This is a genomic window from Armatimonadota bacterium, assembly GCA_031459715.1.
GTDB lineage: Bacteria > Sysuimicrobiota > Sysuimicrobiia > Sysuimicrobiales > Humicultoraceae > Humicultor > Humicultor tengchongensis.
In genome coordinates, this window is the sequence record JAVKIA010000003.1 from 14,548 (window position 1) to 38,612 (window position 24,065).

The window sequence follows — 24,065 nt, forward strand, 5'->3', positions numbered from 1 at the left end:
TCACCTACGAGCAGGGGGCCGGATCTTCCGCACCGCCACCTTCGCCTTGGAGTCGAAGGCCGAGGAGAGCTTGTCCACGCTGTTCAGGTCTAGCGGTAGCAGGGTGTTGAAGTGCACGCCACCGCCCTGGGCGATTGACGATCTCGCCGCCCAGTGGCCGTGGATTCCCGCGATCGCGACGGCCTCCGGATGGATGCCATGCGAGAGCCGGGCGCGGCCCACCACGCTCCCCACGCGCGAGCGGACCTCGATCCAGTCGCCATCATTGATCCCGCGCCGCTGCGCAGTGCGGGTATTAATGAGAATCCGGTAGGCAGAAGGGTGCTGCCGGGCGAGTTCATCCAGCCAGGGGTTATGCGACCCGACGCTCAGGGTGAGGAACGGGACCTTGTAGGTGACGGCGTACAGGTCGTAGGCTGGATCCAGCTCCTCGTGTGCCGCGGAGGGCAGCCAGTCCGGCAACGGCCGGTAGTCCTTGAGGTCCCAGGGCACTGGCATGGCCTCCACCGCTTTCCGCACCTCATGCCCTTTGTTCAGGAGGTGCTCGGCGTAGATAGGCAGACGTGGCCCTACGTACGGACCAGGAAAGGCCTCGCGCACGGAGCGTCGGCCGGTAGTCCAGGCGCTAGTGCCTTCATAGGACGGCGTTTCCACTCCCAGGCGAGCGGCGAAGGAGGTCACCTGCCGGCTGGCAATCGCCCCAACGGTATGGCGCTGTGCGGGGTCCAGACGGTCTGTCGGCCGCAGCTCGAACAGGAGGTTGCACATCTCGTAAAAGTCCTCGGCGAACTCGGCCCGGTGGGCCAGGTCGATGAGGACCTCCCCCCAGGGCCGCGCCGCCCCGGCGGGAGGCACCACTGCGCGCCGCAGCGTCCAGTACCAGTCCCCTGGCCCGGGCGCGACAAAGGCGTACGGGTGGCTGGCGGGAAACAGGTCGTCGCGCTCGAAGTCGTGGGCGTCAGGCAAAACGATGTCGGCGAATTCGGCCGTCTCATCCAACTGGATGGCAAAGGAGACCATGAAGGGAATCCGGCGCAGCACCTCGGCCATCTTCGGCGGGCTGACCATGCTCATCATCAGGTTGACCCGCGAATGGAGGAGCATCTCCGGGCGGTAGGACAGCCCGAACTTTTCCGGCTCCAGAAGGGTGAACGGGTACAGCGTCCGCCCCGCAACCGCCACGGGCAGGATCTCCCGCAGCGAGTAGGACTCCGGCGACTGGACGGTCATACCGGGAAAGGGTGGATTGGCGCCGAACAGGTTGCGCAGCGCGCCGGAGGCGACCAGCAGACCGTCGGGTCCCTCATCCGGCTCCCAGAACGGGCCGATGGGGTTAACGCCGAGAAATCCTCCCGGCACATCAATGGAGCCCAACACGACGTTGATCAGATGGATGGCCAAAGCGGTGGCAAAGCCGTGCTTGTGGCCGACCGCGCCCATCTTGAAGTTCACCGCCACGGGACGGAGCGGCAGGACCTGGTCGTCGATGGTGATGGTCTCTCCGATGTGCGCATCTTCGGCAAGTTCCGCGGCGAGGGCCCGGATGCGCGGGGCCGGGACGGTGGTGATCACCGCCACCCGCTCTGGCTCATAGGCCCGCACGTGCGCGCGCAGCAGGGAAAATGCGGTATGGCACCACTCCCCCTCCACGGCAAAGCACCCCTCCAATGCGGCGTCCTCCCAGGGGCAGATGTCGAAGGGCTCGCTGCGCCCGTTGCGGAGGTTCCATACCAGGGGCCTGTCATTCTGCAGGTGGCGGGCGTAGGTACCGCTGGGTCGCACCAGGTAGCAGGCGTTGGTCCGCCGGCGGAGGAACACGTCATCGAAGACAGCAAGCTCGTTGAGCAGGACTTGCAGGATGGCCAGCGCCAGCGCGCCGTCCGTGCCGGGCCGGATGGGGATCCAGGCATCAGCCTTGGCCGCGGCGGTATTCATCACCGGGTCGATGACGGTGACCTTCATACCCCGCTTCCGCGCCTCCGCGACCTTGCGTGTGGTCACCGTCGCGTTGCTGTCCGCCATGAAGCCCATCTGCGTACCCCACAGCACCAGGTGATTACACCGTTCGAAGTCCACCTCGGAGTTGTAGGCCCCGTTGATCAGCATGTTCACGGCATGGGAGCCCATGCCGCAGAACAGTCCCCCCGCCATCCAGTTGCTGTGGGGCGTACCGAAGGCGGTGGCCCACGCACGGACCAAAGGTGCGGCCGGCAGATCGAAGTGGGCGATGATGAGTTTGCGCGGGTCGTCGCGGCGGATCCGCTTCAGGCGCGCGGCGATCTCCTCCAGGGCCTCCTCCCAGGAGATCGGCTCCCACATCGGGTCGACGCCGACGCCCTTTTCAGGATTGCGCCGGCGCAAAGGGTGCACCACGCGTGTGGGATCGTACAGGTCGAAGACGCGGGCCTTCGCCTTGGCGCAGATGTATCCCCGGGTGCCGGGGTTGCCCGGGTCGCCCTCCACGTCCACAATCCGGCCATCCACGCGGCGCACGCGGATACCGCAACCGTTGTAGCAACCGTAGCACACAGTGGGGATCCACACGTCTTCGGCCGCCGCGATCCTCAGTCCGCCATCCTCGGGCGCTGTCATGATCCCTGCTCCTCCCGGCGAAGGGCCGGCGCCGTGTCCCCTATTCTCAGGGTCATGATTCTTTCCTGTGAACCTTCCGGCCATGCTCGGCCAAATCGTTCCACACTTCATGCCGAACGATCCGGCCGTCGCGGACCTCGAACCGGTCAATGAAGCGCACGCCCTTGAAGCGACGCCCGGCGGGATCCTCCCCGTGAAGAGTGCCCAGACAGTACACAATTGCAGTGCCGGCAGTGCCAGGCAACACATCCCAACGCCGGATCCGCTTCCGTACCCAGCGGTACCGTTGGCGCATAGCATCGGCCATCTGGCGAAGCGAACTGCAGCGGATGTTCCCCGGGAAGACGATCTCCACCCTCGGGTCCAGGAAGGCCGATGCCTCGTTGAGACGGCGCTGGGCGCTGAGCTCGAGGAAGCGCGCCACCAGTGAGGCGGGCTCGTCAGCAGCGGCCATGTCCGGCTTCCCTGACTGCGTGGTCGTGCCGCCAGAGGCAGAAGGCGCTGCCCGAGGTGAAGTGTAGCCCAGACCGGCCGAGATCTTCGCCGCACCTCGCCGTACCAGGCCACTGAATCGCCGCAGGCGGGTCGGAGTCAACCGGTAGGTGGGACCGGAGATGGTCAAGCCCGCCACCACGCGTCGCGAGGCATCGCGCACCGGAGCGCTCACCGCAGAGGCCCCAGCGACGCGCTCGCCGACGCTGATAGCGTAACCGCGCCGGCGGATCTCGGCCAGGTCCGCCCGCAGACGTCCTGGGTCGGTGACGGTTCGAGGGGTAAGAGGGGGAAGACCGGCGGCGATGACAGCCTCCATATCTGCAGGCTCCATCCAGGCCAGGAGCACCTTCCCCGACGCTCCTGCGTACAGTGGCAGGGGACGTCCCAGCTCCACGAAGTGCCGGATCGCCTGGTCGCTCTCCACCTTCTCGATGCAGACCCGATGGTAGCCGCGAACGATGTTGAGGTCGACGGTCTCGCCGGTGGCACGGGCCAGCTCTTGCATGACCGGCAGCGCGACCCGCCGCACATCCAGGTCCCGCAAGTATGCGCTGCCCAGACGGAGCGCGGAAAGCCCCAGCCGGTATCGTCTCCTCTGGGAGTCCCTGGCAAGCAAATCGCGTCGGGCGAGGGCTTCCACAAAGCGGTACACGGTGGGTTTGGGCAGACCGAGATGGCGGCTCAGCTCGGTAATCCCCAAATCGCCACCCTGATCGGCGAACGCCAAGAGGACATCCAGGGCTCTCTCAACGGCCCTCGCGGTACCACCGGCAGAGGCTACACTCATCGCTCGGCCATGTTTCACTATGTGAAACATTGTTCTGCTCTCACTTCTTTTTCGCCTGCCCGCCGGGGATTCCTTCCTCCGTCGGAGGGGCTGCGTGGCTGTCAAGCCCGAGAACATGGAGGACCATATCTACCTGGTCAACGCCTGTCGCGCCTACGGCATCTGGTACGCCAGGGCTGGGTGGGGATGCTGGCCATCCCGCTAGGTGGCGGGGACGAAGGTGCAGCAGGTCACGGTGGGCTCTTGCACCAACGGCTCCTACACCGACCTGCAGGCGGTGGCCCGCATCGTCTGGGGGCGGCGAGTACACTCCGATGTCTTCTTCGTCCACCCCAACAGCCGCACGGCGCTGGAGCTGCTGGCGCGGGAGGGGTTGCTGGTCGACCTGATCGCCGCCGGCGTGAACGTCTCGGAAGCCACCTGCGGGGCCTGTGTGAGCTTCGACCACGTCCCCGGCCCGGGCACCAGGAGCGTGCGAGCCACCAACCGTAACTTCAAGGAGCGTAGCGGTCTGGCCGACGACGAGGTTTACCTCACCAGCGCGGAGTCGGCCGCCGCCGCACTGCAGGGGGAGCTTGTGGATCCGCGTGACCTGACCCGCGACCTGGGGATCGCCGCTCCGCCGCCGGACCTCTTCGACGCTTTCCCGCAGGACAACCCCCTGCTCGTCCCGCCGCTACCCGAGGACGCCGCCCGGGGCCTGGCTGTGGGGCGCGGCCTCAACATGCAGCCGGCACCGGTGAAGACATCGTCCGCTTCCGCTCCAACATCCCCAGGCCGAGCGAGTTCGCTTTTCACCGGCTCGACCCCGACTTCCGCGCGCGCCCGCACCCGACCGGCAGGAGCCCCTGGCTACGCCGGAAGGCTGGCCGGTGCCCGGAGGCGACTGGCTGGCCTGGGGCATCATCAATCTGCCGCGGGTGAAGTGGGGAGCACAACGCCGCTGCCGCTTCATCGACGACCGGGCCATGGTCATCGGTTGGGATGGAGGAGTCAGCCCCTGCTACGCCCTGATGCACTCCTACCCCTACTACATATACGGGCGGCGCAAGGAGGTGAGCCGCTACGTACTGGGCCGGGTGGGGGAGAGGACCCTGGCGGAGATCTGGACCTCCCAGGAGTGCGTCACCTTCCCCGCCCGGGTGAGGGACTTTCGCTTCCCCTCGTGCGTGGACTGCGGCATGGCCTGCAGCTTCGCCGCAAGCAATGAGGACTGCCGCGGCAACGCTCCCTCGTGTGCCGACTGCCTGTGGGCCCAGGACATCGTGCGCTGCCCGTAGGAGCGCTGCCCGTACGAATGGAAACTGGTCACGCAAGCACGCGCTGCCTGAGGCGAAGCAGGCGTGCTCCGCAGGAGCCGAGAACTGCGGTCAGGCCCGGCGCACCGGTTCCAGAGGCGTGATCCTGCCGGTCTCGGTGGTGTCGTAGCCCCCCAGGCGCCTGACCTCCTCCTGAAACTCTGCTGAGTTCAGGACGGCCAGGGCCTCCTGAACAAGTGGGGCCTCCAGGTGCTCGCGGGGGATGACCAGGTCGTAGCGCTCCCTGGCCACCGGAATGAAGTCGAGCCCCAGGGCCCGCGCGGCGGCGTAGATCCCCAGACCCGCGTCGGCCGTGCCGCTGGCCACGGCTGCGGCCACGGCCATGTGGGTGTAGGCCTCCCGCTCGTAGCCGCGAATCTGTGTGGGGTCGATGCCCGCTCGCTTGCAGGTGAATTCAAGCAGCAGGCGCGTCCCTGCCCCCCGCTGCCGGTTGATGAAGACGACGTCCTCCCGGACCAGGTCCTCCAGCCCTGCGATCGCCCTGGGATTGCCCGGCCGGACTATCAGCCCCTGGTCCCGGTGGGCCAGCGTGACCAGGACCACCTCCTCCCCCGGAAGGTAGCGGCGCACGTAGGGTACGTTGTACTCGCCCGTCTCTTCGTCCAACAGGTGGATGCCGGACATGTGGGCCTCCCGCCGGCGCAGGGCGCCCAGGCCGCCCAGGCTGCCCACATGCGCGGAGGAGAGGCTGACTCCCGGGTCGCGCCGCCGCAGGAAGTCTGCCAGCAGATCCAGGGCCACGTCGTGGCTGCCTACCACGACCAGCGTCCTGGCGATCTCCTCCCGCGCCCGCAACAGCTCCACCTCCACCTCCCGGCCGGCGGCCACGCCCTCGCTGGAACGGGGAATCGTCAGCAGGCCGTCGGCCCGAACCATGGTGGAGATGAGGCCGGCACCCCGCCCCAGCGGGCTGGCCACCAGCCGCCCTCCCACCTCGCCCAGCTTGACGCGGACGAACTCGTCAAGCCCCATCACCGAGGTGATCGTCCGCGTGGTCACCGCCCGCACCACCTCGCGGCGCGGCACCGGCAGCCCCTGCAGCATAAAGACCATGGGCTTGACGAACAGGTCGAAGGTGAGCATGGAGGTGACGGGGTAGCCGGGGATCCCTACCACTGGCGTCTTCCCCACAATCCCCAGGATGGTGGGCCGGCCCGGTTTGATGGCAACTCCGTGGAGGATGACCTCCCCCACCCGGCGCAGCGCGTCGACGGCAAAGTCCCTGGTGCCCGCGGAGGCCCCGGCGTTCACCACGACCAGATCATGGTCACGTCCGCGCAGGAGCGCATCGGCCAGGGCAACCGGGTCGTCACACACGGGGGCGTGCCGGTCCGTCAGCGCACCCCACTCCTGCGCCATGGCGGCCAGCACATGCGAGTTAAACTCGATGATCGCGCCGGGAGCCGGCGGGCGGCCTGGCTCCATCAGCTCGTCGCCGGTGGGGATGATCAGAAGCCGGGGCCGCCGCCGCACCGGCACCTCCCTCACGCCGGCAGCCAGCAGCGCTCCCAGGTCAGGGGGCCGGATGCGGTGGTTGGTGGGCAGGAGCAGCTCCGTGACCACGATGTCCTCACCCACCGGCCGGACGTGCTGCCAGGGGACGGCCGGTCCGATCAGCTCCACCTCACCGGTCGGGGATTCGTGGATGTCCTCCACCATGACCACGGCGTCAAACCCCGATGGCAGGGGATCACCGGTGTTCACGGGGCGGAACCGGCCGGGGCCAAGCCGCACCGGTGAGGTCTCCGAGGCACCGAAGGTCTCCTCTGCCCGCACGGCGATCCCGTCCACCGCCGAGGCGTGGTAGTGCGGTGTCGATCCCGCGGCGTAGACGGGCGCTGCTGTGACCCGGTGCAGGCTCTCCGCCGCAGCCACGGCCTCGGCTTCCAGAGGCCCCAGCAGCCCTCGAGCCCGCAGGGCCTGCAGCCAGACCCGCCGGGCCTCCTCCAGAGGAACATCGCTCAGGTAGATCTGCCGCGCCCCCGCCGGCTCACTCTCTACCATGTCCAAACCTCCACCGGCTCTCCCACCTCCACGCCCTCACGCTCCAGGGGAACCCGCACCAGACCGTCGGCCTTCACCATGGTGGCGATGAGGCCGGACTTCCCCAGCAGCGGCACCGCCCAAAGCTCCCCGTTGCGTCGCTCCAGGAAGACACGCAGGTAGTCCTCCCTCCCGGGAGCGGAGGCGACGCGGCGGGCCAGGCGGGCCCGCAGCGGGACGGGAGGCGAGGCCTCCAGCCCCAACAGCCGCCAGATCATCTCCCGCGCGAAAACGTAGAAGACGATCATCACCGTAGTGGGATGGCCGGGAAGGCCCACCACGGCCTTTCCGCCCGCCGCGCCCAGGATGGTGGGTTTGCCGGGCTTCATCGAGACCCCGTGGACAAGGACGCCGGGAGACCCTATAGCGTCAATCGCCCGCGCCACCAGGTCCCGCGGCCCCACCGAGCTGCCGCCGGAGATAAGGATCAGGTCGCTGCTCTCCGCCGCCCGACGCAGTGCGGCCAGCAGCGCGTCGTACACATCGGGAATCAGGCCGAAGAAGCGGGGAGTGCCTCCTTCCTGTCTCACCAGGGCAGAGAGGGTGTAGGTGTTGATGTCCCTGATCTGACCGGGACGGGGCTCGATCTGGGGCGGGACGATCTCGTCGCCGGTGGAGATGAGAGCGACGGCCGGAGGGACCGCCACCGGCACCTCTGTGGCGCCGATTCCCGCCAGCAGTCCCAGGTCCTGCGGGGCCAACCTCCGGCCCCGCCGCAGGGCCACCGCGCCGGCGGGAAAGTCCTCTCCGGGACGGATGAGATTTTCGCCCGGCCCCACGGCCCGCTTCACCTCAACCGTCCGCCTGTCCAGCTTCTCGGTGTGCTCCACCATGACCACGGCGTCTGCGCCCTCCGGCAGCATGCCGCCGGTGGGGATCCACGCCGCTTCCCCGGGCCCGACGCGCACCCGGGGAGCCTCGCCCATGCCCACCTCGCCCACCACGCTCAGGTAGGCGGGTAGCCCCTCGCCGGCGCCGAAGGTGTCGGCGGCCCGCACCGCGTACCCGTCCACGGTGGAGCGGAAGAACTCCGGCAGGTCCCGGGGCACCACCACGTCAGCGGCGAGAACCCTCCCCCAGGCTGCTTCCAGGGAGACGGTCTCCACGCGGGGAGGCGGGGGCAGCCAGGTGGAGAAAAAATGTTCTTTGGCTTCGCAGGGCGTCCGGATCTGGAAGAAGAGGACCTCGCCGCCACCGGCAATGGGCGGGAAGATCCCCACGTCGTCGCCCTCTTGTAGCCTCGCCGTATCGTCCACGACCAGGCCGTTGACGAAGGTCACCCGCACCGCCTGGCGGGGGATGCCCAGACGCTGCACCAGGTCGCCGACGGTTGCTCCTTCGTCCAGTTGCACGCTGATGGCCCCGGCTGCGGCCTGGGGGTGGTACTGCCGCAGGGTGGCGAAGAGCCGCACCGAAACTGCAATCACCCTACTCCTCCACCCTGGGGAAGTACTGGCAGTAGAGCAGCGCCATGTCCCTGGGGAAGACCCCCAGCCGGTCTCCTGACCGCACCTTCCGCCGCAGCCCGGAATACTCTGCGTTGAGGAAGAGGTGGCTCACCTCCTCCGGCCCGATGCCCAGGGCGGCCAGGACGTCGGCAATGGTGGCCCCGTCATCAACAGGAACGTGCACAACCGCGTCCTCCCAGGCAGGCCGGGGGCCAACGCGCTCCTTGAGCCGGCCGTACAGGTGGACCTCGACCATCAGCAGTAGAGCATAGCCATGTCCCTGGGGAAGACACCGACGCGGTCGCCGCCCCTCACCACGAGTTTCCGGGCCTCCGGGGAATACCGGCCGTTGACGAAGATGTTGCTCACCTCGGCGTCGGGGTCGATCCCCAGGCGGCGCAGCACCTGCTCGACCGTCGTTTCCTCTTCCACCGGCACCCGGGCTATCGACTCCGTCGTGACCCTCGGGTCCTCGGCGAAGCGGCGCAGCCGGCCGTAGAGCCTGACTTCCACCAGAGACGACATTCAGAACTTATAGACCGCGTCGAGCAGCTCCTCGGGCACGTCGAAGACGGTGTTGTGGGGTGGCAGCGGTTCGCGCGTCATGAACTCCGGCAGCCGGTCGTGCGCCGCTGTGAACCCGGCGGCCTCGTTGAACTTCCGCTCGGCCCGCAGGATCTCCAGGCCCAGCCGTGTGATGTCGTTCACGGTCCAGGTGGTCCCCAGCACCCCGGCGCAGCTCTCCACCATCCCCTCCAGCCCTTCCGGATTGTCTACCACGGCGAAGACGTCGAAGAGGCAGTACCCGGTGGAGTCAATGAACGCCGTGGAGGCCTGCCACTGGCGCGAGAGTTCCGCCTTCTGCACCGCGAACGGATCGACCTTGCCCCCGACACCCAGGATTTCAGGAGAGATGGTGTACCCGGCTGTGTGGTCAGCGCCCATGGTGGAGGTGGCGTAGGTGACGCCGATGCCCTTCACCGCCCTAGGTTCGTACGCCGGCATGTTCTGTCCCTTGACCGCTGGAACGCGGGTCACACCGAAGGCCCGTCCGGTGAAGACCGCACCGTTGCCGATAATGCGCCCAAGTGGCGTGCCCTTCCTGATCTCCTCATTGATGAGCTTCTTGGCACCTTCAGCATCGCCAAACGGGAGCAGGCCGCCCTCCATGGCCACCGCAATGGTCCCACCCATTTCGATGGTGTCCACACCCACATCGTTGCAGGCCCGGATCAAATCCGCGATGTCGTCGAGGTTCCCGATGCCGCAGTTGGCTCCCAGCGCCCACACCGACTCGTACTCCATGACTGAGACCTTGAAGGTACCGTCCGGGTTGGCCCAGCGGTCGGAGCACTGGATGATGCAGCCGGGGTGGCAGGGGTGGCCGGTAGCGCCCTCCCCGTTGCGCTTCTTTATCAATTCAACCTTGGCCTCGCCGCTGATCTGGCCGGTGAGCTCGAAGCGGCCGGAGCGGAAGTTGCGCGTGGGGTAGCCTCCAGCCTCGTTCATGATGTTGGCCAGGACGTTGGTACCGTACGTGTTCAACGCCCCGCCCTTCTTGGTGACGTCGTGGCGCAGGGAGGCCTCGGTGATCTTGTCGATGCCCCGCTGGAAGAGCTCCCTGTTTGCGATCTCCACGCCGGGTGCCCCCGTGTCATCCACAACGATGGCCTTCAGCCCCTTGCTCCCCATGACCGCGCCCATGCCGCCGCGGCCGGCGTAGCGCCCGGCCGTATTCTCCTGGTCGTTGACGCAAATCCCGGCGGCGGTCATGCGCATCTCGCCGGCCGGACCGATCCCGATCACCGCCACTTTGCCGTGCCTGTCCCACAGCCGGGTGCACACTTCATACATCCCCAGTCCCACCAGGTCGTCGGCGGGGAGGAACTCCGCGGCAAGCTCGCCGGTCAGCGCCCTGCGCACCTTGAGCACCCAGAATTTACCGGGCTCCTCGGGCTGGCCTTCCACAATGATGGCCTTGATCCCCAGCCGGGCGATCTTCTGGGAGGCGAGACCGCCGACGTTGGTCTCCTTGATGGTCCCGGTGAGCGGACTCTTCCCCCCGACGGACAGACGGCCGGACGTCGGCGCCGCCGTGCCGCTGACGATGCCCGGGGCGAAGACCAGCTTGTTCATCGGGCCGAGGGGGTGGCAGGTGGGAGGGACCTCCTGAGCGGTGACCATGGAGGTAAGGCCCCGCCCTCCCCACAGACTGTAGGCTGGCGGCACGTCTTCGAATGTGGCCGTCAGGTCGGCCATGTTCACGCGCAAGAGCCTTGCCATCGGTCTCGCCTCCCTTCATGCATCCGTGTTCCTGAACTCTTACCCTCCAATCTCGCCCATCAACCTGGCTCGAGGGAACGCTCCGTCGGCCAGGGCGTGTCCGGCGGGACGGCCGAACGCAGCGGTGCGCAGGAGGGCCCTGAGCTCCTCATAGCCGGCCCCCCGGCGCAGCGGGGTCAGCAGGTCCACCTCGTCGTCGTGCAGCAGGCAGAGGCGAAGCCGCCCGTCGGCGGTCAGGCGGAGCCGGCCGCAGCGGGAGCAGAAGGGCTGGCTCCAGGGGCTTATGAAGCCCAGCCTGCCAGCCGCGTCGGGCAGGCGGTACGTCCTGGCCGGGTGCTCCCCGGAGACGTCGAGAGGAATGAGCCGCCCCAGCGCGGCCTCGATGCGGGCCATGGTCTCCGCGCTGGGCACGAGGCTGGCCGCAGCAAACCGTCCCAGGCGGCCGAACGGCATGATCTCGATGAACCGGACCTCCCAGGGGCGCTCCCTGGTGAGGGCGGCCAGAGGGACGACGTCGTCGTCGTTGAACCCGCGGACGACAACGGTGTTGAGCTTGATGGGCACCAGGCCGGCGGCCTCCGCCGCGGCAATCCCAGCCAGCACGCGCTCCAGCCGCCCGCCCCCGGTGATGCGGCGGAACTTCTCCGGGTCGGTGGTGTCCAGGCTGATGTTAACGCGGCGCAGGCCGGCTGCGGCCAGGGCAGAGGCCATGGGCTCCAGCAGCAGACCGTTGGTGGTCATCCCGACGTCCTCCAGGCCTGGGATGGCCGCAAGGGCCCGGACCAGGTCCACCAGGCCGGGGCGGAGGGTGGGCTCGCCCCCGGTGAGACGGAGTTTCCGCACGCCCAGGTCGGCGGCGGCACGCACCACCAGCAGCAGCTCGTCGTCGCGCAGGGGCTCTCGCCGCGGGCGGGCGCCGGCGTGTCCCGGAGGAGCGCAGTAGACACATCGCAGGTTGCAGCGATCCGTGAGGGAGATGCGGAGGTCATGGAGGTCGCGACCGAACCGATCGCGCATGGCCTGCCTCCCGGGCAACAGGACACGGACCGCCCGCCGGGGGTGGACGAAGCCCGGCGGGCCAGGCGCGGCATCTTTGATCATAGGGGCGTAGAGCGGATCCGGCCATCCAGCGTAGACCCGATTCGCGGCAAGGAGGGAGGGGCGGGGGATACGTCGACGCCAGAAGCGAGCGGGGGTGGCAGGGCTCGAGAGAACGACAGGGAGGGTTTAGGCGGGCAGATAGCGAACGCTAGTTCGCCCATGGTCTGCTACCCGACGACTTTGGAGGCCGCTAGTGACCCTCGACCAGATTCTTGATACCCTGCGCACCGATCCAGACCTCGCTCCCCGCATCACCGCCTGGCACGACCTGCCTCCCCGGCCAGCCCGCCTCGAGCCTTTCCCTCCTGAGCTGGACCCCCGGCTGGCCGAGGCGCTCCGCCGACGCGGCATCGACGCGCTCTACACTCACCAGGCGGAGGCCTTCCGGGTGGCGGCCGCAGGCGGCGACCTGGTGGTGGTCACCCCCACCGCCAGCGGCAAGACCCTCTGCTACAACCTGCCTGTCCTCCACCGCATCCTCAAGGAGCCGGGCACCCGGGCGCTCTACCTGTTCCCCACCAAGGCCCTCTCCGCCGACCAGGTGGACGAGCTGCAGTCCCTGGTGCGCGCGCTGGCAAAGGCGACCGCCGGTGGGCCGGGCGGTCCGCCCGACATCAAGACCTTCACCTACGACGGGGACACCCCGGCCTCCGCCCGCCGGGCCATCCGTGCGGCCGGGCACATCGTGGTCACCAACCCGGACATGCTGCATACGGCCATCCTGCCGCACCACACCAAGTGGCTGCGCCTCTTCGAGAACCTGCGATACCTGGTCATCGACGAGCTGCACCAGTACCGCGGCGTCTTCGGCAGCCACGTGGCCAACGTGCTGCGGCGGCTGTGGCGGATCTGCCGTTTCTACGGCAGCCGCCCCCAGGTGATCTGTGCCAGCGCCACCATCGGTAACCCCCGGGAGCACGCCGCGCGTCTGGTCGGGCGACCGGTCACCCTGGTGGACAATAACGGCGCCCCCGCCGGGGCGAAGGTCATCGCCTTCATCAACCCGCCGCTGGTCAACCGGGAGCTGGGCATCCGGCGGGACACCCTGCTGGAGGTGCGGGACCTGGCCTCGGAGTTTATCCGCAACCGCATCCAGACCATCGTCTTCGCCCGCAGCCGGTTGGGCGCCGAGCTGCTGACAACCTACCTGCGCGACCTGGCCCAGCGTCACGGGCAGGACGCCGAGGCCGTGCGCGGCTACCGCGCGGGGTACCTGCCGGGCGAGCGGCGGCAGATCGAGCGGGGGCTGCGTGAGGGGACGATCCGGGCGGTGGCAGCAACCAACGCCCTGGAGCTGGGCATCGACATCGGGCAACTGAGCGTGGCGGTTCTGGCCGGCTACCCGGGCACGGTGGCCTCCACCTGGCAGCAGATGGGTCGCGCCGGCCGGACCGCGGACCTGGCGGCCGGACTCCTGGTAGCCACCAGTGACCCACTGGACCAGTACATCGTCACCCACCCCGACTACTTCTTCGGCCGACCGGCCGAGCAGGCGCTGATCAACCCGGACAACCTGCTGATCCTGGCCAGCCACCTCAAGTGCGCCGTCTTCGAACTGCCGCTGGCGTACGACGAGCCGTTCGGTGGAGAGGGCCCCGGGGCCCTGGCGACCACGGCAGAGATCATGCGCCACCTGCAGGAGCGGCGGGTGGTGCATGATGACGGTGCCCGCTGGCACTACATCGCGGAGGCTTTCCCTGCCGAGGAAGTCAGCCTGCGAGCCGCTTCTACCGAGAACGTGGTGATCATCGACACCACCGACCCGCAGCCGCAGGTGGTGGGGGAGGTGGACCTGCCCTCCGCCCCGGCCCTGGTCCACGAAGACGCTATCTACCTCCACCTGGGGCAGCAATACCACGTGGAGCGGCTGGACTGGGAGCGGCGCCGGGCCTACGTGAAGCGGGTGGACGTCGACTACTACACCGACGCCCAGATTGCCGTGCGCATCGCCGTCCTGCACGAAGCGGAGGCCGCTACCGGAGCCCTGGCTCGGGCGCACGGCGAGGTGGCGGTGACCTACCGGCCGACCATCTTCAAGAAGCTCAAGCTGTTCACCCAGGAGAACGTAGGGTGGGGGAGGATCACCCTGCCCGAATCAACGGTACACACCACCGCGGCCTGGTTTGCCCTGCCCCCGGAATCCAGTGGCGGCATGGCTCCGGAGCGCCTGCAGGGCGCGCTGGCCGCCCTCTCCCACGCGCTGCTCAACGTCTCTCCCCTGTACCTGATGTGCGACCCGCACGACCTGGGGCGCGTCTATGAGGTGCGCTCGCCGCACACCGGTCTGCCTACGGTCTACCTGTACGAGCGAGCGCCGGGCGGCGTGGGGCTGGCGGAGCGGCTCTTCCGCCTCCACGGGCACTTGATCCACGCGGCGACGGTCCTGGTGGAGGGCTGCGGCTGCGCGGCGGGCTGCCCCTCCTGCGTGGGTCCCGTGCTGGAGGTGGGAGGGACAGGCAAGCAGGACAGCCTGAGCATCCTCCAGGCCGCCCAGCGCGACTTGACCCCTGCAGCGGGGCATCCGGCGCCTGCGCGTTGGGATGCCTGAGATGCCGGCCGGACAGTTCTCCTCCGCAGTCGCCTCCCGCCTTCCGCCGGGCGTTACGGTGACCCGAGCGGGCTTTGAAGTGCGGCGGCAGTTCTGGGGGCTTGCCCTCAGGCACGGTCGCCTCCCCCTGGAGGAGGCTGTGGACCGCGGCCGCGCGCTCGGCCCGCAGGGCCGTGCAGTGGGCTGGCTGGACACGGAGACGACCGGCCTGGCTGGGGGGACAGGAACCTACGTCTTCCTGGTCGGCATCGGCACGGTCGAGGACGGGGCTTTCGTGGTCACGCAGTACTTCCTGGCCGATCTGGCCGCGGAAGCGGAGATGCTGCGGGCGGTGGGCAACCACCTCCGCCGCCTCGATGCGCTGGTGACCTTCAACGGCACCCGCTTCGACCTGCCCCTGCTGCAGACCCGTTTCCTCCTCTCTCGGCAGGAGGAGCCGCTGGGTGCGCGGGCGCACCTGGACCTGATCACCCACGCCCGGTGTCTCTGGTACCGGCCACTGGGAGGCTACAGCCTGGCCCGGCTGGAGCAGGAGATCCTGCAGGTGCACCGCAACCTGGACGTGCCGGGGTGGCTTATCCCCTCCCTATACGTCGACTACCTGCGCACGGGGGACCGGGATCCGCTGGAGCCGGTGTTTGCGCACAACGAGCAGGACCTGCTCTCGCTGCTGGCCCTGCACGGCACCGCGGGGGAGACGCTGGCGCGTCCCCAGTCCCCGCCCGTGGTCGTGGACTGGTTCGGGTTGGGGCGCTTGCTGGAAGAGCGGAGCGATCCCGCCGCGGCCCGCTGCTACCAGCGCGCCCTGGCCGAGGAGTCGGACATCCGCGCGCGCCGCCGCGCCGCGCTGGCCCTGGCCCGCCATTACCGCCGGTGCGGCGACCGGCGGAGGCTGCTGGCGCTGTGGCAGAGGGAGCTGGCCGCGGGTATCCTCCCGGCCTGGCAGGTGCTGGAGCGGCTGGCCGTGATCTGGGAGTGGCAGATGGGCGACCGCTGCCGGGCCCTGGAGGCCACCGCGCACGCCCTGGCCTGGCTGGACGCAGAGGAGCAGAGGGCGGCGATGCGGCTGCGCCGCAGGTGGGACCGCCTGAGGCGGAAGGTGGAGCGACAGTCCAGCTAGCCGCGCAGCCCCTGGTACTCCTTCACATCCAGCAGATCGCGCAGGCCGTCGCCGACGAAGTTGATGCTCAGCACTACCAGCATGATGGCCAGCCCGGGGAAGATGCCCAGCCACCACGCGCTCTGGAAGAACGGTCGGGCGTCGTTAAGGATGAGGCCCCAGGTGGGCGTGGTCGGCTTCACGCCCAGCCCCAGAAAGGAGAGCCCGGCCTCAGCCAGGATGGCGTAGGAGATGCTCACCGTGCCCTGGACGATGATCGGGGAGCTGGCGTTGGGCAGGATGTGACGCAACATGATACGCCGGTCCCCCGCCCCCACCGCGCGCGCCGCCGCCACGAAGTCCTCCTCCCGCAGAGCCAGGACCATCCCCCGAGTAATGCGGGCGAAGTCGTCCAGGAACGCCAGGGTCACGGCCACAATGACGTTCTCCAGCCCCGTGCCGAAGACGGCCACCAGGGCCACGGCAATGATGAAGTTGGGGAAGGCCCACTGCAGGTCGATGTAGCGCATGACCAGCATGTCCACCCAGCCGCCGTAGTAGCCGGAGAGCACGCCCAGCAGCACGCCCAGCAGCGCCGCCAGGCCCACCGTAGTGATGCCGACAACCAGCGAGATGCGGGAGCCGAAGATGATGCGGCTGAGGAGGTCACGCCCCAGGTCGTCGGTGCCCAGCCAGTGGCGCAGGGAGGGCGCCTGGAAGAGGGCGTCGGACTGAAACTGCGGGTCGTAGGGCGCCAGGACGGGGGCGAAGACGGCCGAGAGGACGGCCAGGACCAGCACTGCCAGCCCCACGGTGGCCCGCCTGTCCCGCCAGAGGCGCCGCAGCAAGACGCCGGCGGCCGTGCGGGGACGCGGCCGGACTGCCTCCGCCACGGTCACGGCGCTAGACATACCTGATCCTGGGATTGATCACGGCGTAGAGGAGGTCGACCACCAGGTTCATGCAGACGAAGATGGCGGCGATGACCAGAATGGTCCCCTGGACGATGGGGTAGTCGCGGTTGAGGATGGCCTCGATGAGCAGCCGCCCCACCCCGCGGATGGCGAAGACGTTCTCGGCGATCACGGCACCGGCCAGCAGCAGAGCCAGGGCGATGCCCATGACCGTGATCACCGGGATCAGGGCGTTGCGCAGGGCGTGGCGCAGGATGACGGCGCGCTCCTCCAGGCCTTTGGCCCGCGCCGTGCGCACGTAGTCCTCCCGCAGCACCTCCAGCAGCGCCGAGCGCGTCATCCGCGCCAGGATGGCGGCAAACGAAGTGCCCGTGGCCACCGCCGGGAGGATGAGGTGGGAAAGCCACGGCCACAACCCGCTGCTCAGGGGCTCGTAGCCGAAGGCTGGCAGCACCTGCAGGAAGACGGAGAAGACGATGATCAGCACGATGCCTACCCAGAAGTCCGGCATGGCCAGCCCCAGGAAGGCGGCCACGGTCAGGGTGTGGTCGGCCAGGGAGTAGCGGCGCACGGCGGAGACGATGCCGGCGGGCAGGGCGAGGCTCACCGCTACCAGGAAAGAGAGCAGGGCCAGGGAGAGGGTGCGAGGCAGAGCCTCCCGCAGCAGTGTGGTCACTGGCTGACGGTTCCAGATGGAATTCCCCAGGTCCCCCCGCCCCAGCGCGGCCAGCCAGCGCAGGTACTGCACAGGCAGCGGCCGGTCCAGGCCCAGGTTGCGGCGGACCTGCTCCACCACCGCGGGGTCGCCCTCAAACCCCACGAAGGCGCGCACAGGATCCCCCGGAATCGCCCGCATCATCAGGAAGACGAGGGTGGCCACCGCCCACATCACCAGCAGGGCGAAGAGGATGCGGCGGACGATGTACTCCTGCACCGAGCCTGCCCTCGGCTTGCGGCGGGGGAGGCCGGGAGCTCCCGGCCTCCCCCGCCGGCCTACCTGACGGTCACCGTGTCCAGGTCGCGCAGCGCAGGGATGTGGACGAAACCGCGGACGTTCTTGCGAAAGGCCACGCTGTCCGTGCCGTGGAAGAGGAAGACGCAGGGGGCATCCCGCGCGATCAGGTCCACGGCCGCCTGCACCCAGCGCACCCGCTTGGCCTGGTCCACTGTCTCCCGCTGCGCCGCGTTCAGGGCGTCCACCTGGGAGTTGCTGTAGCCGAAGCTGTTGAACTTGGCACCGCTCCAGAACCAGTCGTCGATGGAGTCGTCCGGGTCGGGGTCTCCGCCGGAACCGATCTGCAGCAGCTCGAACTGGCCCTGGTCGAAGCGCTGCACCTGGACGGGGAAGTCCACCACCTCCAGCTCGATGGTGATCCCCAGGGTCCGCTTGTAGATATCCGCGATGATCTCCCCCCGGCGGCGCGTGATGGGCGTGACCACCATCCTGATGGCAAACCCCCTGCCGTACCCCGCTTCGGCCAGGAGCCTCCTGGCCTGGTCCGGGTCAAAGCGCTGCGGGCTGCTGGCCGTCAGGTCCCGAAAGTAGAGCTTCTGCGCCCTGGGGATGGGCCCAAACGCCGGGATCGCCCGGCCAAACAGGGCGCGGCGGATCAGGTCGTCGCGATCCATGCCCCTGGCCATGGCCAGACGCACCCGCAGGTCGTCCGTGGGCAGGGTGGCTTTGCCGATCTTCTGCTGTTTGTCCTTGCGCAGGTTGAAGAAGATGGCCTGGAACCCGGGATCGTCGGCCTCGGAGATGACCACATCGCGCATGGCCTTGACTCGGTCGAAGATGGTCTCAGGGATGGCCACGTTGCCGGTGAGGAAGTCCACCTGCCCGGACTGCAGGGCAGAGGCCAGGGTTGCCGGTTCCTCAATGTTGAAGATGGTCACCCGGTCCAGCTTGGGGCGGTCGCTGATGTAGTAGTCGGGGAACTTCTCCAGGACGATCCGCTCTCCCAGGCGGTGCTCGGCGATGCGGAAGGGCCCGGTGCCCACGGGGCGCCGGGTGTACTCCCGCCCCATCTGCTCCAGGGCCCGGCGGTTGACGATGGTCAGCGCCCGGCCGCTGCTGCGCTCGGTGATCTTCACCAGCAGGGAGGCCCTGGGTTCCTTCAGGGTGAACCGCACGGTGAACGGATCCAGCCGCTCCGCCTTCTCGAAGGGATCCAGGATGCTCCGGTGCAGAGAGCCGGCGCGCGGGTCGCGCGTGCGGTTGAAGGTGTAGATGACGTCGTCCGCGGTGAAGCTGTCGCCGTTGTGCCACTTCACCCCCCGGCGCAGGCGGAAGGTCCAGGTCAGCCCGTCCGCGCTCACCTCCCAGCTCTCCGCCAGGTCTGGACGGGGTACCAGCCCCGCATCGATGTGGGTGAGCCCGCCCAGCACGTTGCTGGTGATCTGGAACTGCACCACCTGGTTGATGAAGGCAGGGTCCAGGTTAGTGAACTCGCGCACCCCCCAGGCGGCCTTGAGTTCGCCCCCGGGAGCGCCGGCCTGGGCGTAGGCGGGGGTCGGCCGGAGCAGGGGTGCAAGGTAGTGCAAGGCTCCGGTGGCGATGGCCAGGCGCAGGAAGTGCCGGCGGGAAATGCGGTCGCTGCAGAGGTCCTCCCACTGCAACCCCAGCTTGGGGTCTTCTGGGTCGAAGTCCGCCGCCCACCTCAGGTCTTCCAGAAGCTGGTCACGTTCCTTCACCATGCTCTCCCCTCCCCTGTACCGGCGTCTCTGCCCTGTCCCGGTTATCACCGTCAGCCCGATGGCAGGCATCGGGATCCTACTCCCGCAGCGCCTCCTCGATCACAGAGAAGTGCTTCTCCATGGCGGCCACGGCGGCGGCCTGATCCCTCGCCTCCACCGCCCGCACGATGGCCTCGTGCAGCTCGTAGGCCCGGGCAAAGGCATCGGCCCGCTCCTGGTAGAACTTGCGGCGCAGCTCCACGGCCAGCTCCTGGCGCATGACCTCCAGCAGAGGGCGGACGGTCTGCTCGATGAGCGGGTTGCCGCTGGCGGCGACCAGCGCCAGGTGGAACTCCAGGTTGGCCAGGCTGAAGGCGTCGTAGTCGGCGGCCTTCGCGGCCCCCTCCATGGCGGCCAGAGCCTGGCGCAGCTGGCTGAGGCCCTGCGGCGTCCCCCGCCGGACCATGTGGTGCACCACCCCCACCTCCAGCGCCCGGCGGGCCTCCAGGACGTCCACTAGCGAAGGGCTCTCCTCGAGCAGCGCCATGACCTGCAGCGCCTCCGCCGTGTCCGCCGCGCTGCGCACATAGGTCCCGTCGCCCACCCGGCTGGCGACGACGCCGACGATCTGCAGGGCGGAGAGCGCCTCGCGCACCGAAGGGCGGCTGACCCCCATCTCCTCGGCCAGGACCCGCTCCGGGGGCAGCCGGTCACCCACGCGGTACTGCCCCGACATGATGGCCTGCAGGATCTGCTCTGCGACGTGCGTGCTCTTCTTCTTGGTGAGGATACGCTGGAAAGGCACGCCAGATTCTGCCCCCTCTACCCGATCCGCCGGATGCGGCCCGCGTGCTCTCCCGATGGTACTTGACGCAGATAGTCGCGCTTCCTGGGGGATTTGTCAAGAGGTCTGACCAATGCCGCTCTCCAGAGCGGCAGGTTTCCTGCTAGAGAATTCTCCCCTGGCCCAGGTGGCAGGGTTCTCCCGGGCCGACGCGAAACGTCTAACATTACCGGCATTAGCGGCTTGAGTGCCTATCTCGTAGGGAAAAGCCCGGAAAAGGAGGGGATTTTATGCGCACGGTGCTCTGGGTCAGGGCGAGCGCGGTCGCCCTGGTCTTCATCCTGGTCGCGGTCCTCGGGCCTGCCGTAGCAGCACCGCAGATCCGTCTCTCCATCGTGACCGGCGGAACCGGCGGGGTCTACTTCCCGCTGGGCGGCGGGCTGGCCCGGCTCATTTCTCGCAATATCCCCAACGTGGAGGCGACCGCGGAGGTGACCTCGGCCTCCGTGGACAACATGCGACTCATCGGGGCGAAGCGCGCCGACCTGGCCCTGACGCTGGCGGACACGGCATACGACGCCGTGAACGGACTGGAGTCCTTTCGCGGCAACCCTGTCCCAGCCGTCACCCTTACCCCGCTATACGACAACTTCAACCACCTGGTGACCGTGGAGGGCACAGGCATCAACACCATTGCCGACCTGAGGGGCAAGCGGGTTTCGGTTGGCTCGCCCGGCAGCGGGACCGAGGTCACGGCGCTACGCCTCCTGCAAGCGGCGGGGGTCGACCCCGACCGGGACATCCGCAAAGACCGGCTGGGCGTGGCCCAGTCCGTGGATGCGCTGCGGGACAAGAAAATCGACGCCTTCTTCTGGAGTGGCGGCCTGCCCACCTCGGCGGTGCTGGATCTGGCTGCGACCCCGGGCGTTCGCATCAAGCTCATCCCCCTGGACTCGGTGCTGCCGGCCCTGCAGGCCAAGTACGGCAAGCTCTACTTCCGCTCCACGATCCTCAAGGAGATCTACCCGGGGGTGATGGCCAACGTGCCGACCGTGGGCGTGGCCAACCTGCTGGTCGTGCACCGGGACTTCAACACGGAGCTGGCCTACCAGATCACGAAGCTCATCTTCGAGAAGCGGGCCGAGCTGGCGCAGGTACACCGGGAGGCCGCCAACATAAGGCTGATCGGCGCGGCCGAGCGCTCGCCGTTGCCGTTCCACCCCGGTGCCGCCCGCTACTTCCGGGAGCGTGGGGTGGCGGGGTTCTAGTCTGCCCTCCATGCGGCTCCTCGTCCTCCTCGCTGCCGTCATGCTCGCGACGGCCCTGGCCCGGCCCTTCCAGGTTCTGGTCGTCTCCGACGAGGAAGGCCGGGTGCGCTGGCAGGTTCCGGCAACCGAGGGGACGGCAGTCGTCCTGCAGTACACCCACTCCATCTACCTGGCACCCACCTGGGAGCGCTTCGTCGTCCGCGGCGGCCGTCTGCATCTGGTGGATGTCAGCAGCACGCGCGAGGCGGTGCTGGAGTACCACCGTCTCGCGCCCCCTTACCGTGCTGAGGGCGGGCGGCTGGTGGCCGCCATCTCCGGGGTGACCCTCGACGGGTATGTGCTGAGGGTGGGGCCCCGCGGTCACCCCACGCTGCAGGTCGGCTCCAGGGTGCTGCCCCTCCATGCAGTAGGCGTGGGCGCCGCCGTGCGCATCGTCGTCCGGCCCGCGCCCCGTCTCGGCGCCTGGCTGCACAGGTAGAGTAGAAACACATGGCCCGGGAACCCGAGGCTGCACTCCTCAAATCCCAGGAGGAGCTCGAGGAGCTCGTCGAGCGGTTCGAGGGTAAGACCCGACATCTGGGCGGGACCGCGGGATGGCTGGTCACCACGGCGCTGGTCCTGATGAGCCTCTACCACCTCTATGCCGCACAGGCCACGTTTGTGCGGCAGATCCACCTGACCATCCACCTGCTCTTCGTCCTCGTCCTCACGTTCCTGCTCTACCCGGCGCGGAGGGAGCGGCTGGACCGAATCACTCCTACCGACGCGGTCCTGGCCGGGCTGGCGGCGCTATCCCTGGGCTACATCCTGTGGGACTTCGAGGCGTTCATCTACCGCGCCGTGGTGCCCACCACGGTCGACCTGGTCCTGGGGACGGTCCTGATCCTCCTGGTCCTGGAGGCCACGCGACGGGCTGTGGGGCGCGCCCTCCTCGTCCTGGTCCTGGCCTTCCTGCTCTACGCCTTCGCCGGACCGTGGCTCCCCCCACCCTTCACCCACCGCGGATATGACCTGGCCCGCGTGGTTGGCCAGCTCTACATGACGCTGGAGGGGATCTTCGGCGTCCCCCTGGAAGTCTCGTCCACCTTCATCATCCTCTTTACCATCTACGGGTCGTTTCTGGAGCAGTCCGGCGCCGGGAAGTTCTTCGTGGACCTGGCCCTGGCCCTGGTGGGTCGAAGGCGCACCGGGCCGGGCCAGGCGGTCACCGTGGCCTCCTTCCTCCTGGGCGGGCCGTCGGGCAGCGGAGTGGCCACCACGGTCAGCGTCGGGGCCATCGCCTATCCCTTGCTGAAGCGAGCCGGGTACGACCGGGAGGCGGCGGGGGGCCTGCTCTCCGCCGGCGGGATCGGCGCGGTGATCTCTCCGCCCATCCTGGGCGCGGCGGCTTTCATCATCGCGGAGATCCTGAAGATCTCCTACCTGCAGGTCATTAAGATGGCCATCATCCCCACGATCCTCTACTATGTGGCCGTCTTCTTCATGATCGAGCTGGACGCCCGGCGCTTCCGCCTGAGCCGCGTGGAGATCCGCACCGAGAGCGCCGCGCGGCTGATGCTGCGCTACTGGTACCTGCTGAGCTCGCTGGTGGTCATCCCCCTTTTCATGATCCTGGGCCTGACCGCGATCACCGCGGTGCTGTGGGCGACGATGATCGCCCTGGTCACCTCCTTCCTCCGCCGCGAGACCGCGCTGGCTGTCCTCATGCGCCGGGAACGCCGCCACCCGTGGTGGCCCTGGCTGCTGGTCCTGGCGGTGATGGCCTACCTGGGCTGGGTCACCGTGGGTCAGGGTATCCCCGTCCCCCGCCCCGGGGCGATCTGGCGTGGGGCCACGATCCTGTTCGTCGCCGTCTGGGTCGCCTCGGCCGCACTCTTCTTCGTCGCCGCCCTCACCCGCGGCCGCCTGGGATTCGGGCGCATCGGCGTGGACACGGAGAAGGGCGTGGCCGCCCTGGCCAACGGGAGCCGGCAGGTGCTGAGCGTGGCCGTGACCACGGCGGCTGCGGGGATCATCGTCGGGGTGACCAACCTGACCGGCTTGGGGTTGAAAATTGCAGACATCATCGTCTCCCTGGCCGGCGGGAACCTGCTCTTCACCCTGGTCCTGGCCGGCATCTCCCTGTGGGTTCTGGGCCTGGCCCTGCCCATCACCGCCACCTACATCATCGCCGCGGTAATGGTGGCTCCGGCACTGACCAAGCTGGGAGTCTCCGAGCTGGCGGCGCATATGTTCATCTTCTACTACGCCATCCTCTCCGAGGTCTCGCCGCCGGTGGGCCTTTCCCCCATGGCCGCCGCCGCGCTGACCGGCGGCAACGCCTTCAAGACCATGCTCCAGGCGTGGAAGTACACCCTGCCGGCGTTCGTTGTCCCCTTCATGTTCACCGTGCACCCGGCGGGGGTGGCCCTGCTCCTGGAGACCGGGGAGTGGCTGGAGATTGTCAAGATTACCGCCACCGCTGTGGCCGGCCTGGCCGCCCTGGCTGCAGCAGTCGGCGGCTGGCTGCTACGCCCCGCCACGGGCCTGGAGCGCGTACTGCTGGCCGCGGCCGGGCTGACCCTGGTCTACCCCGCCACCGGCCCGGACCTGGTCGCCGCAGCGGTCATCGCCATGGTGATCATCCTGCAGGTGCGCCGGCCGCTGCCGCTCCCGGCCACGCCGGGAGAGGGATGAACGGCCCAACAAGGGGGATCCGGCCATTTCTCGCG

The 24,065-nt window shown here is 68.6% G+C and carries 19 protein-coding genes; 6 read left to right on the top strand and 13 right to left on the bottom strand.

What is annotated here, in order from left to right; translation table 11 throughout:
* The 3 genes from QN152_01915 to QN152_01925 all read right to left on the bottom strand — a co-directional run bounded on the left by QN152_01915 (position 1) and on the right by QN152_01925 (position 4,357).
* Entirely contained in the window at positions 1–2,592 is a 2,592-nt protein-coding gene (locus QN152_01915; GenBank protein ID MDR7538277.1) for a molybdopterin-dependent oxidoreductase, read from the bottom strand.
* A 52-nt stretch (positions 2,593–2,644) separates the two neighbouring features.
* Positions 2,645–3,991, bottom strand: a complete 1,347-nt coding sequence (locus tag QN152_01920) for an IclR family transcriptional regulator C-terminal domain-containing protein (GenBank protein MDR7538278.1) — start codon at positions 3,989–3,991, stop codon at positions 2,645–2,647.
* A gap of 141 nt (positions 3,992–4,132) precedes the next feature.
* Positions 4,133–4,357, bottom strand: coding sequence for a hypothetical protein (locus tag QN152_01925; GenBank protein ID MDR7538279.1), 225 nt, complete (start codon positions 4,355–4,357; stop codon positions 4,133–4,135).
* 389 nt (positions 4,358–4,746) lie between these two features.
* On the opposite strand from QN152_01925, the gene QN152_01930 reads away from it, so the two are divergent.
* On the top strand, positions 4,747–5,154 hold the full coding sequence (locus QN152_01930; GenBank protein ID MDR7538280.1) for an SPASM domain-containing protein: 408 nt from the start codon (positions 4,747–4,749) through the stop codon (positions 5,152–5,154).
* A gap of 90 nt (positions 5,155–5,244) precedes the next feature.
* On the opposite strand, the gene QN152_01935 is transcribed toward QN152_01930, so the two are convergent.
* From QN152_01935 to moaA, 6 genes are read right to left on the bottom strand one after another with little or no spacing between them, the layout of a single operon-like run.
* Positions 5,245–7,197 (bottom strand): molybdopterin biosynthesis protein, encoded by a 1,953-nt coding sequence (locus QN152_01935; GenBank protein MDR7538281.1) that lies wholly within the window; start codon positions 7,195–7,197, stop codon positions 5,245–5,247.
* On the bottom strand, positions 7,191–8,663 hold the full coding sequence (locus tag QN152_01940; protein ID MDR7538282.1) for a molybdopterin-binding protein: 1,473 nt from the start codon (positions 8,661–8,663) through the stop codon (positions 7,191–7,193). Before QN152_01940 ends, QN152_01935 begins: the two co-directional genes overlap by 7 nt.
* A 1-nt stretch (position 8,664) precedes the next feature.
* Positions 8,665–8,940, bottom strand: coding sequence for a hypothetical protein (locus QN152_01945; protein MDR7538283.1), 276 nt, complete (start codon positions 8,938–8,940; stop codon positions 8,665–8,667).
* Positions 8,940–9,209, bottom strand: coding sequence for a MoaD/ThiS family protein (locus tag QN152_01950; protein MDR7538284.1), 270 nt, complete (start codon positions 9,207–9,209; stop codon positions 8,940–8,942). Before QN152_01950 ends, QN152_01945 begins: the two co-directional genes overlap by 1 nt.
* Positions 9,210–10,967 carry an aldehyde ferredoxin oxidoreductase C-terminal domain-containing protein gene (locus QN152_01955; GenBank protein ID MDR7538285.1) on the bottom strand — a complete coding sequence of 586 codons (1,758 nt, stop codon included), beginning with the start codon at positions 10,965–10,967 and terminating at the stop codon, positions 9,210–9,212.
* Between the two features lie 39 nt (positions 10,968–11,006).
* Positions 11,007–11,984 carry a GTP 3',8-cyclase MoaA gene (moaA, locus tag QN152_01960; GenBank protein MDR7538286.1) on the bottom strand — a complete coding sequence of 326 codons (978 nt, stop codon included), beginning with the start codon at positions 11,982–11,984 and terminating at the stop codon, positions 11,007–11,009.
* A 277-nt stretch (positions 11,985–12,261) separates the two neighbouring features.
* On the opposite strand from moaA, the gene QN152_01965 reads away from it, so the two are divergent.
* On the top strand, positions 12,262–14,616 hold the full coding sequence (locus tag QN152_01965; GenBank protein ID MDR7538287.1) for a DEAD/DEAH box helicase: 2,355 nt from the start codon (positions 12,262–12,264) through the stop codon (positions 14,614–14,616).
* 1 nt (position 14,617) lies between these two features.
* Positions 14,618–15,736, top strand: coding sequence for a ribonuclease H-like domain-containing protein (locus QN152_01970; protein MDR7538288.1), 1,119 nt, complete (start codon positions 14,618–14,620; stop codon positions 15,734–15,736).
* Here the strand turns inward: QN152_01970 and QN152_01975 are convergent.
* The 4 genes from QN152_01975 to QN152_01990 form a co-directional block, all read right to left on the bottom strand.
* Positions 15,733–16,626: an ABC transporter permease gene (locus QN152_01975; protein MDR7538289.1), complete on the bottom strand. Its 894-nt coding sequence runs from the start codon at positions 16,624–16,626 to the stop codon at positions 15,733–15,735. The genes QN152_01970 and QN152_01975 overlap by 4 nt on opposite strands.
* Positions 16,619–17,563, bottom strand: coding sequence for an ABC transporter permease (locus QN152_01980; GenBank protein ID MDR7538290.1), 945 nt, complete (start codon positions 17,561–17,563; stop codon positions 16,619–16,621). The genes QN152_01975 and QN152_01980 overlap by 8 nt, the downstream gene beginning before the upstream one ends.
* 59 nt (positions 17,564–17,622) lie before the next feature.
* A complete protein-coding gene (locus tag QN152_01985) occupies positions 17,623–19,323 on the bottom strand; it encodes an ABC transporter substrate-binding protein (protein MDR7538291.1) in 1,701 nt (566 codons plus the stop codon).
* A gap of 76 nt (positions 19,324–19,399) precedes the next feature.
* Positions 19,400–20,107, bottom strand: a complete 708-nt coding sequence (locus QN152_01990; GenBank protein ID MDR7538292.1) for a FadR/GntR family transcriptional regulator — start codon at positions 20,105–20,107, stop codon at positions 19,400–19,402.
* A gap of 269 nt (positions 20,108–20,376) precedes the next feature.
* Here QN152_01990 and QN152_01995 point away from each other — a divergent pair, with 269 nt between their 5' ends.
* Genes QN152_01995 through QN152_02005 form a run of 3 tightly spaced genes read left to right on the top strand, consistent with a single transcriptional unit; the run spans position 20,377 to position 24,030 of the window.
* Complete coding sequence (locus tag QN152_01995) at positions 20,377–21,354, top strand: TAXI family TRAP transporter solute-binding subunit (protein MDR7538293.1); 978 nt, start codon at positions 20,377–20,379, stop codon at positions 21,352–21,354.
* A 10-nt stretch (positions 21,355–21,364) separates the two neighbouring features.
* Entirely contained in the window at positions 21,365–21,832 is a 468-nt protein-coding gene (locus tag QN152_02000) for a hypothetical protein (protein ID MDR7538294.1), read from the top strand.
* 11 nt (positions 21,833–21,843) lie between these two features.
* Positions 21,844–24,030, top strand: a complete 2,187-nt coding sequence (locus tag QN152_02005) for a TRAP transporter fused permease subunit (GenBank protein ID MDR7538295.1) — start codon at positions 21,844–21,846, stop codon at positions 24,028–24,030.
* The last annotated feature ends 35 nt before the right edge of the window (positions 24,031–24,065 follow it).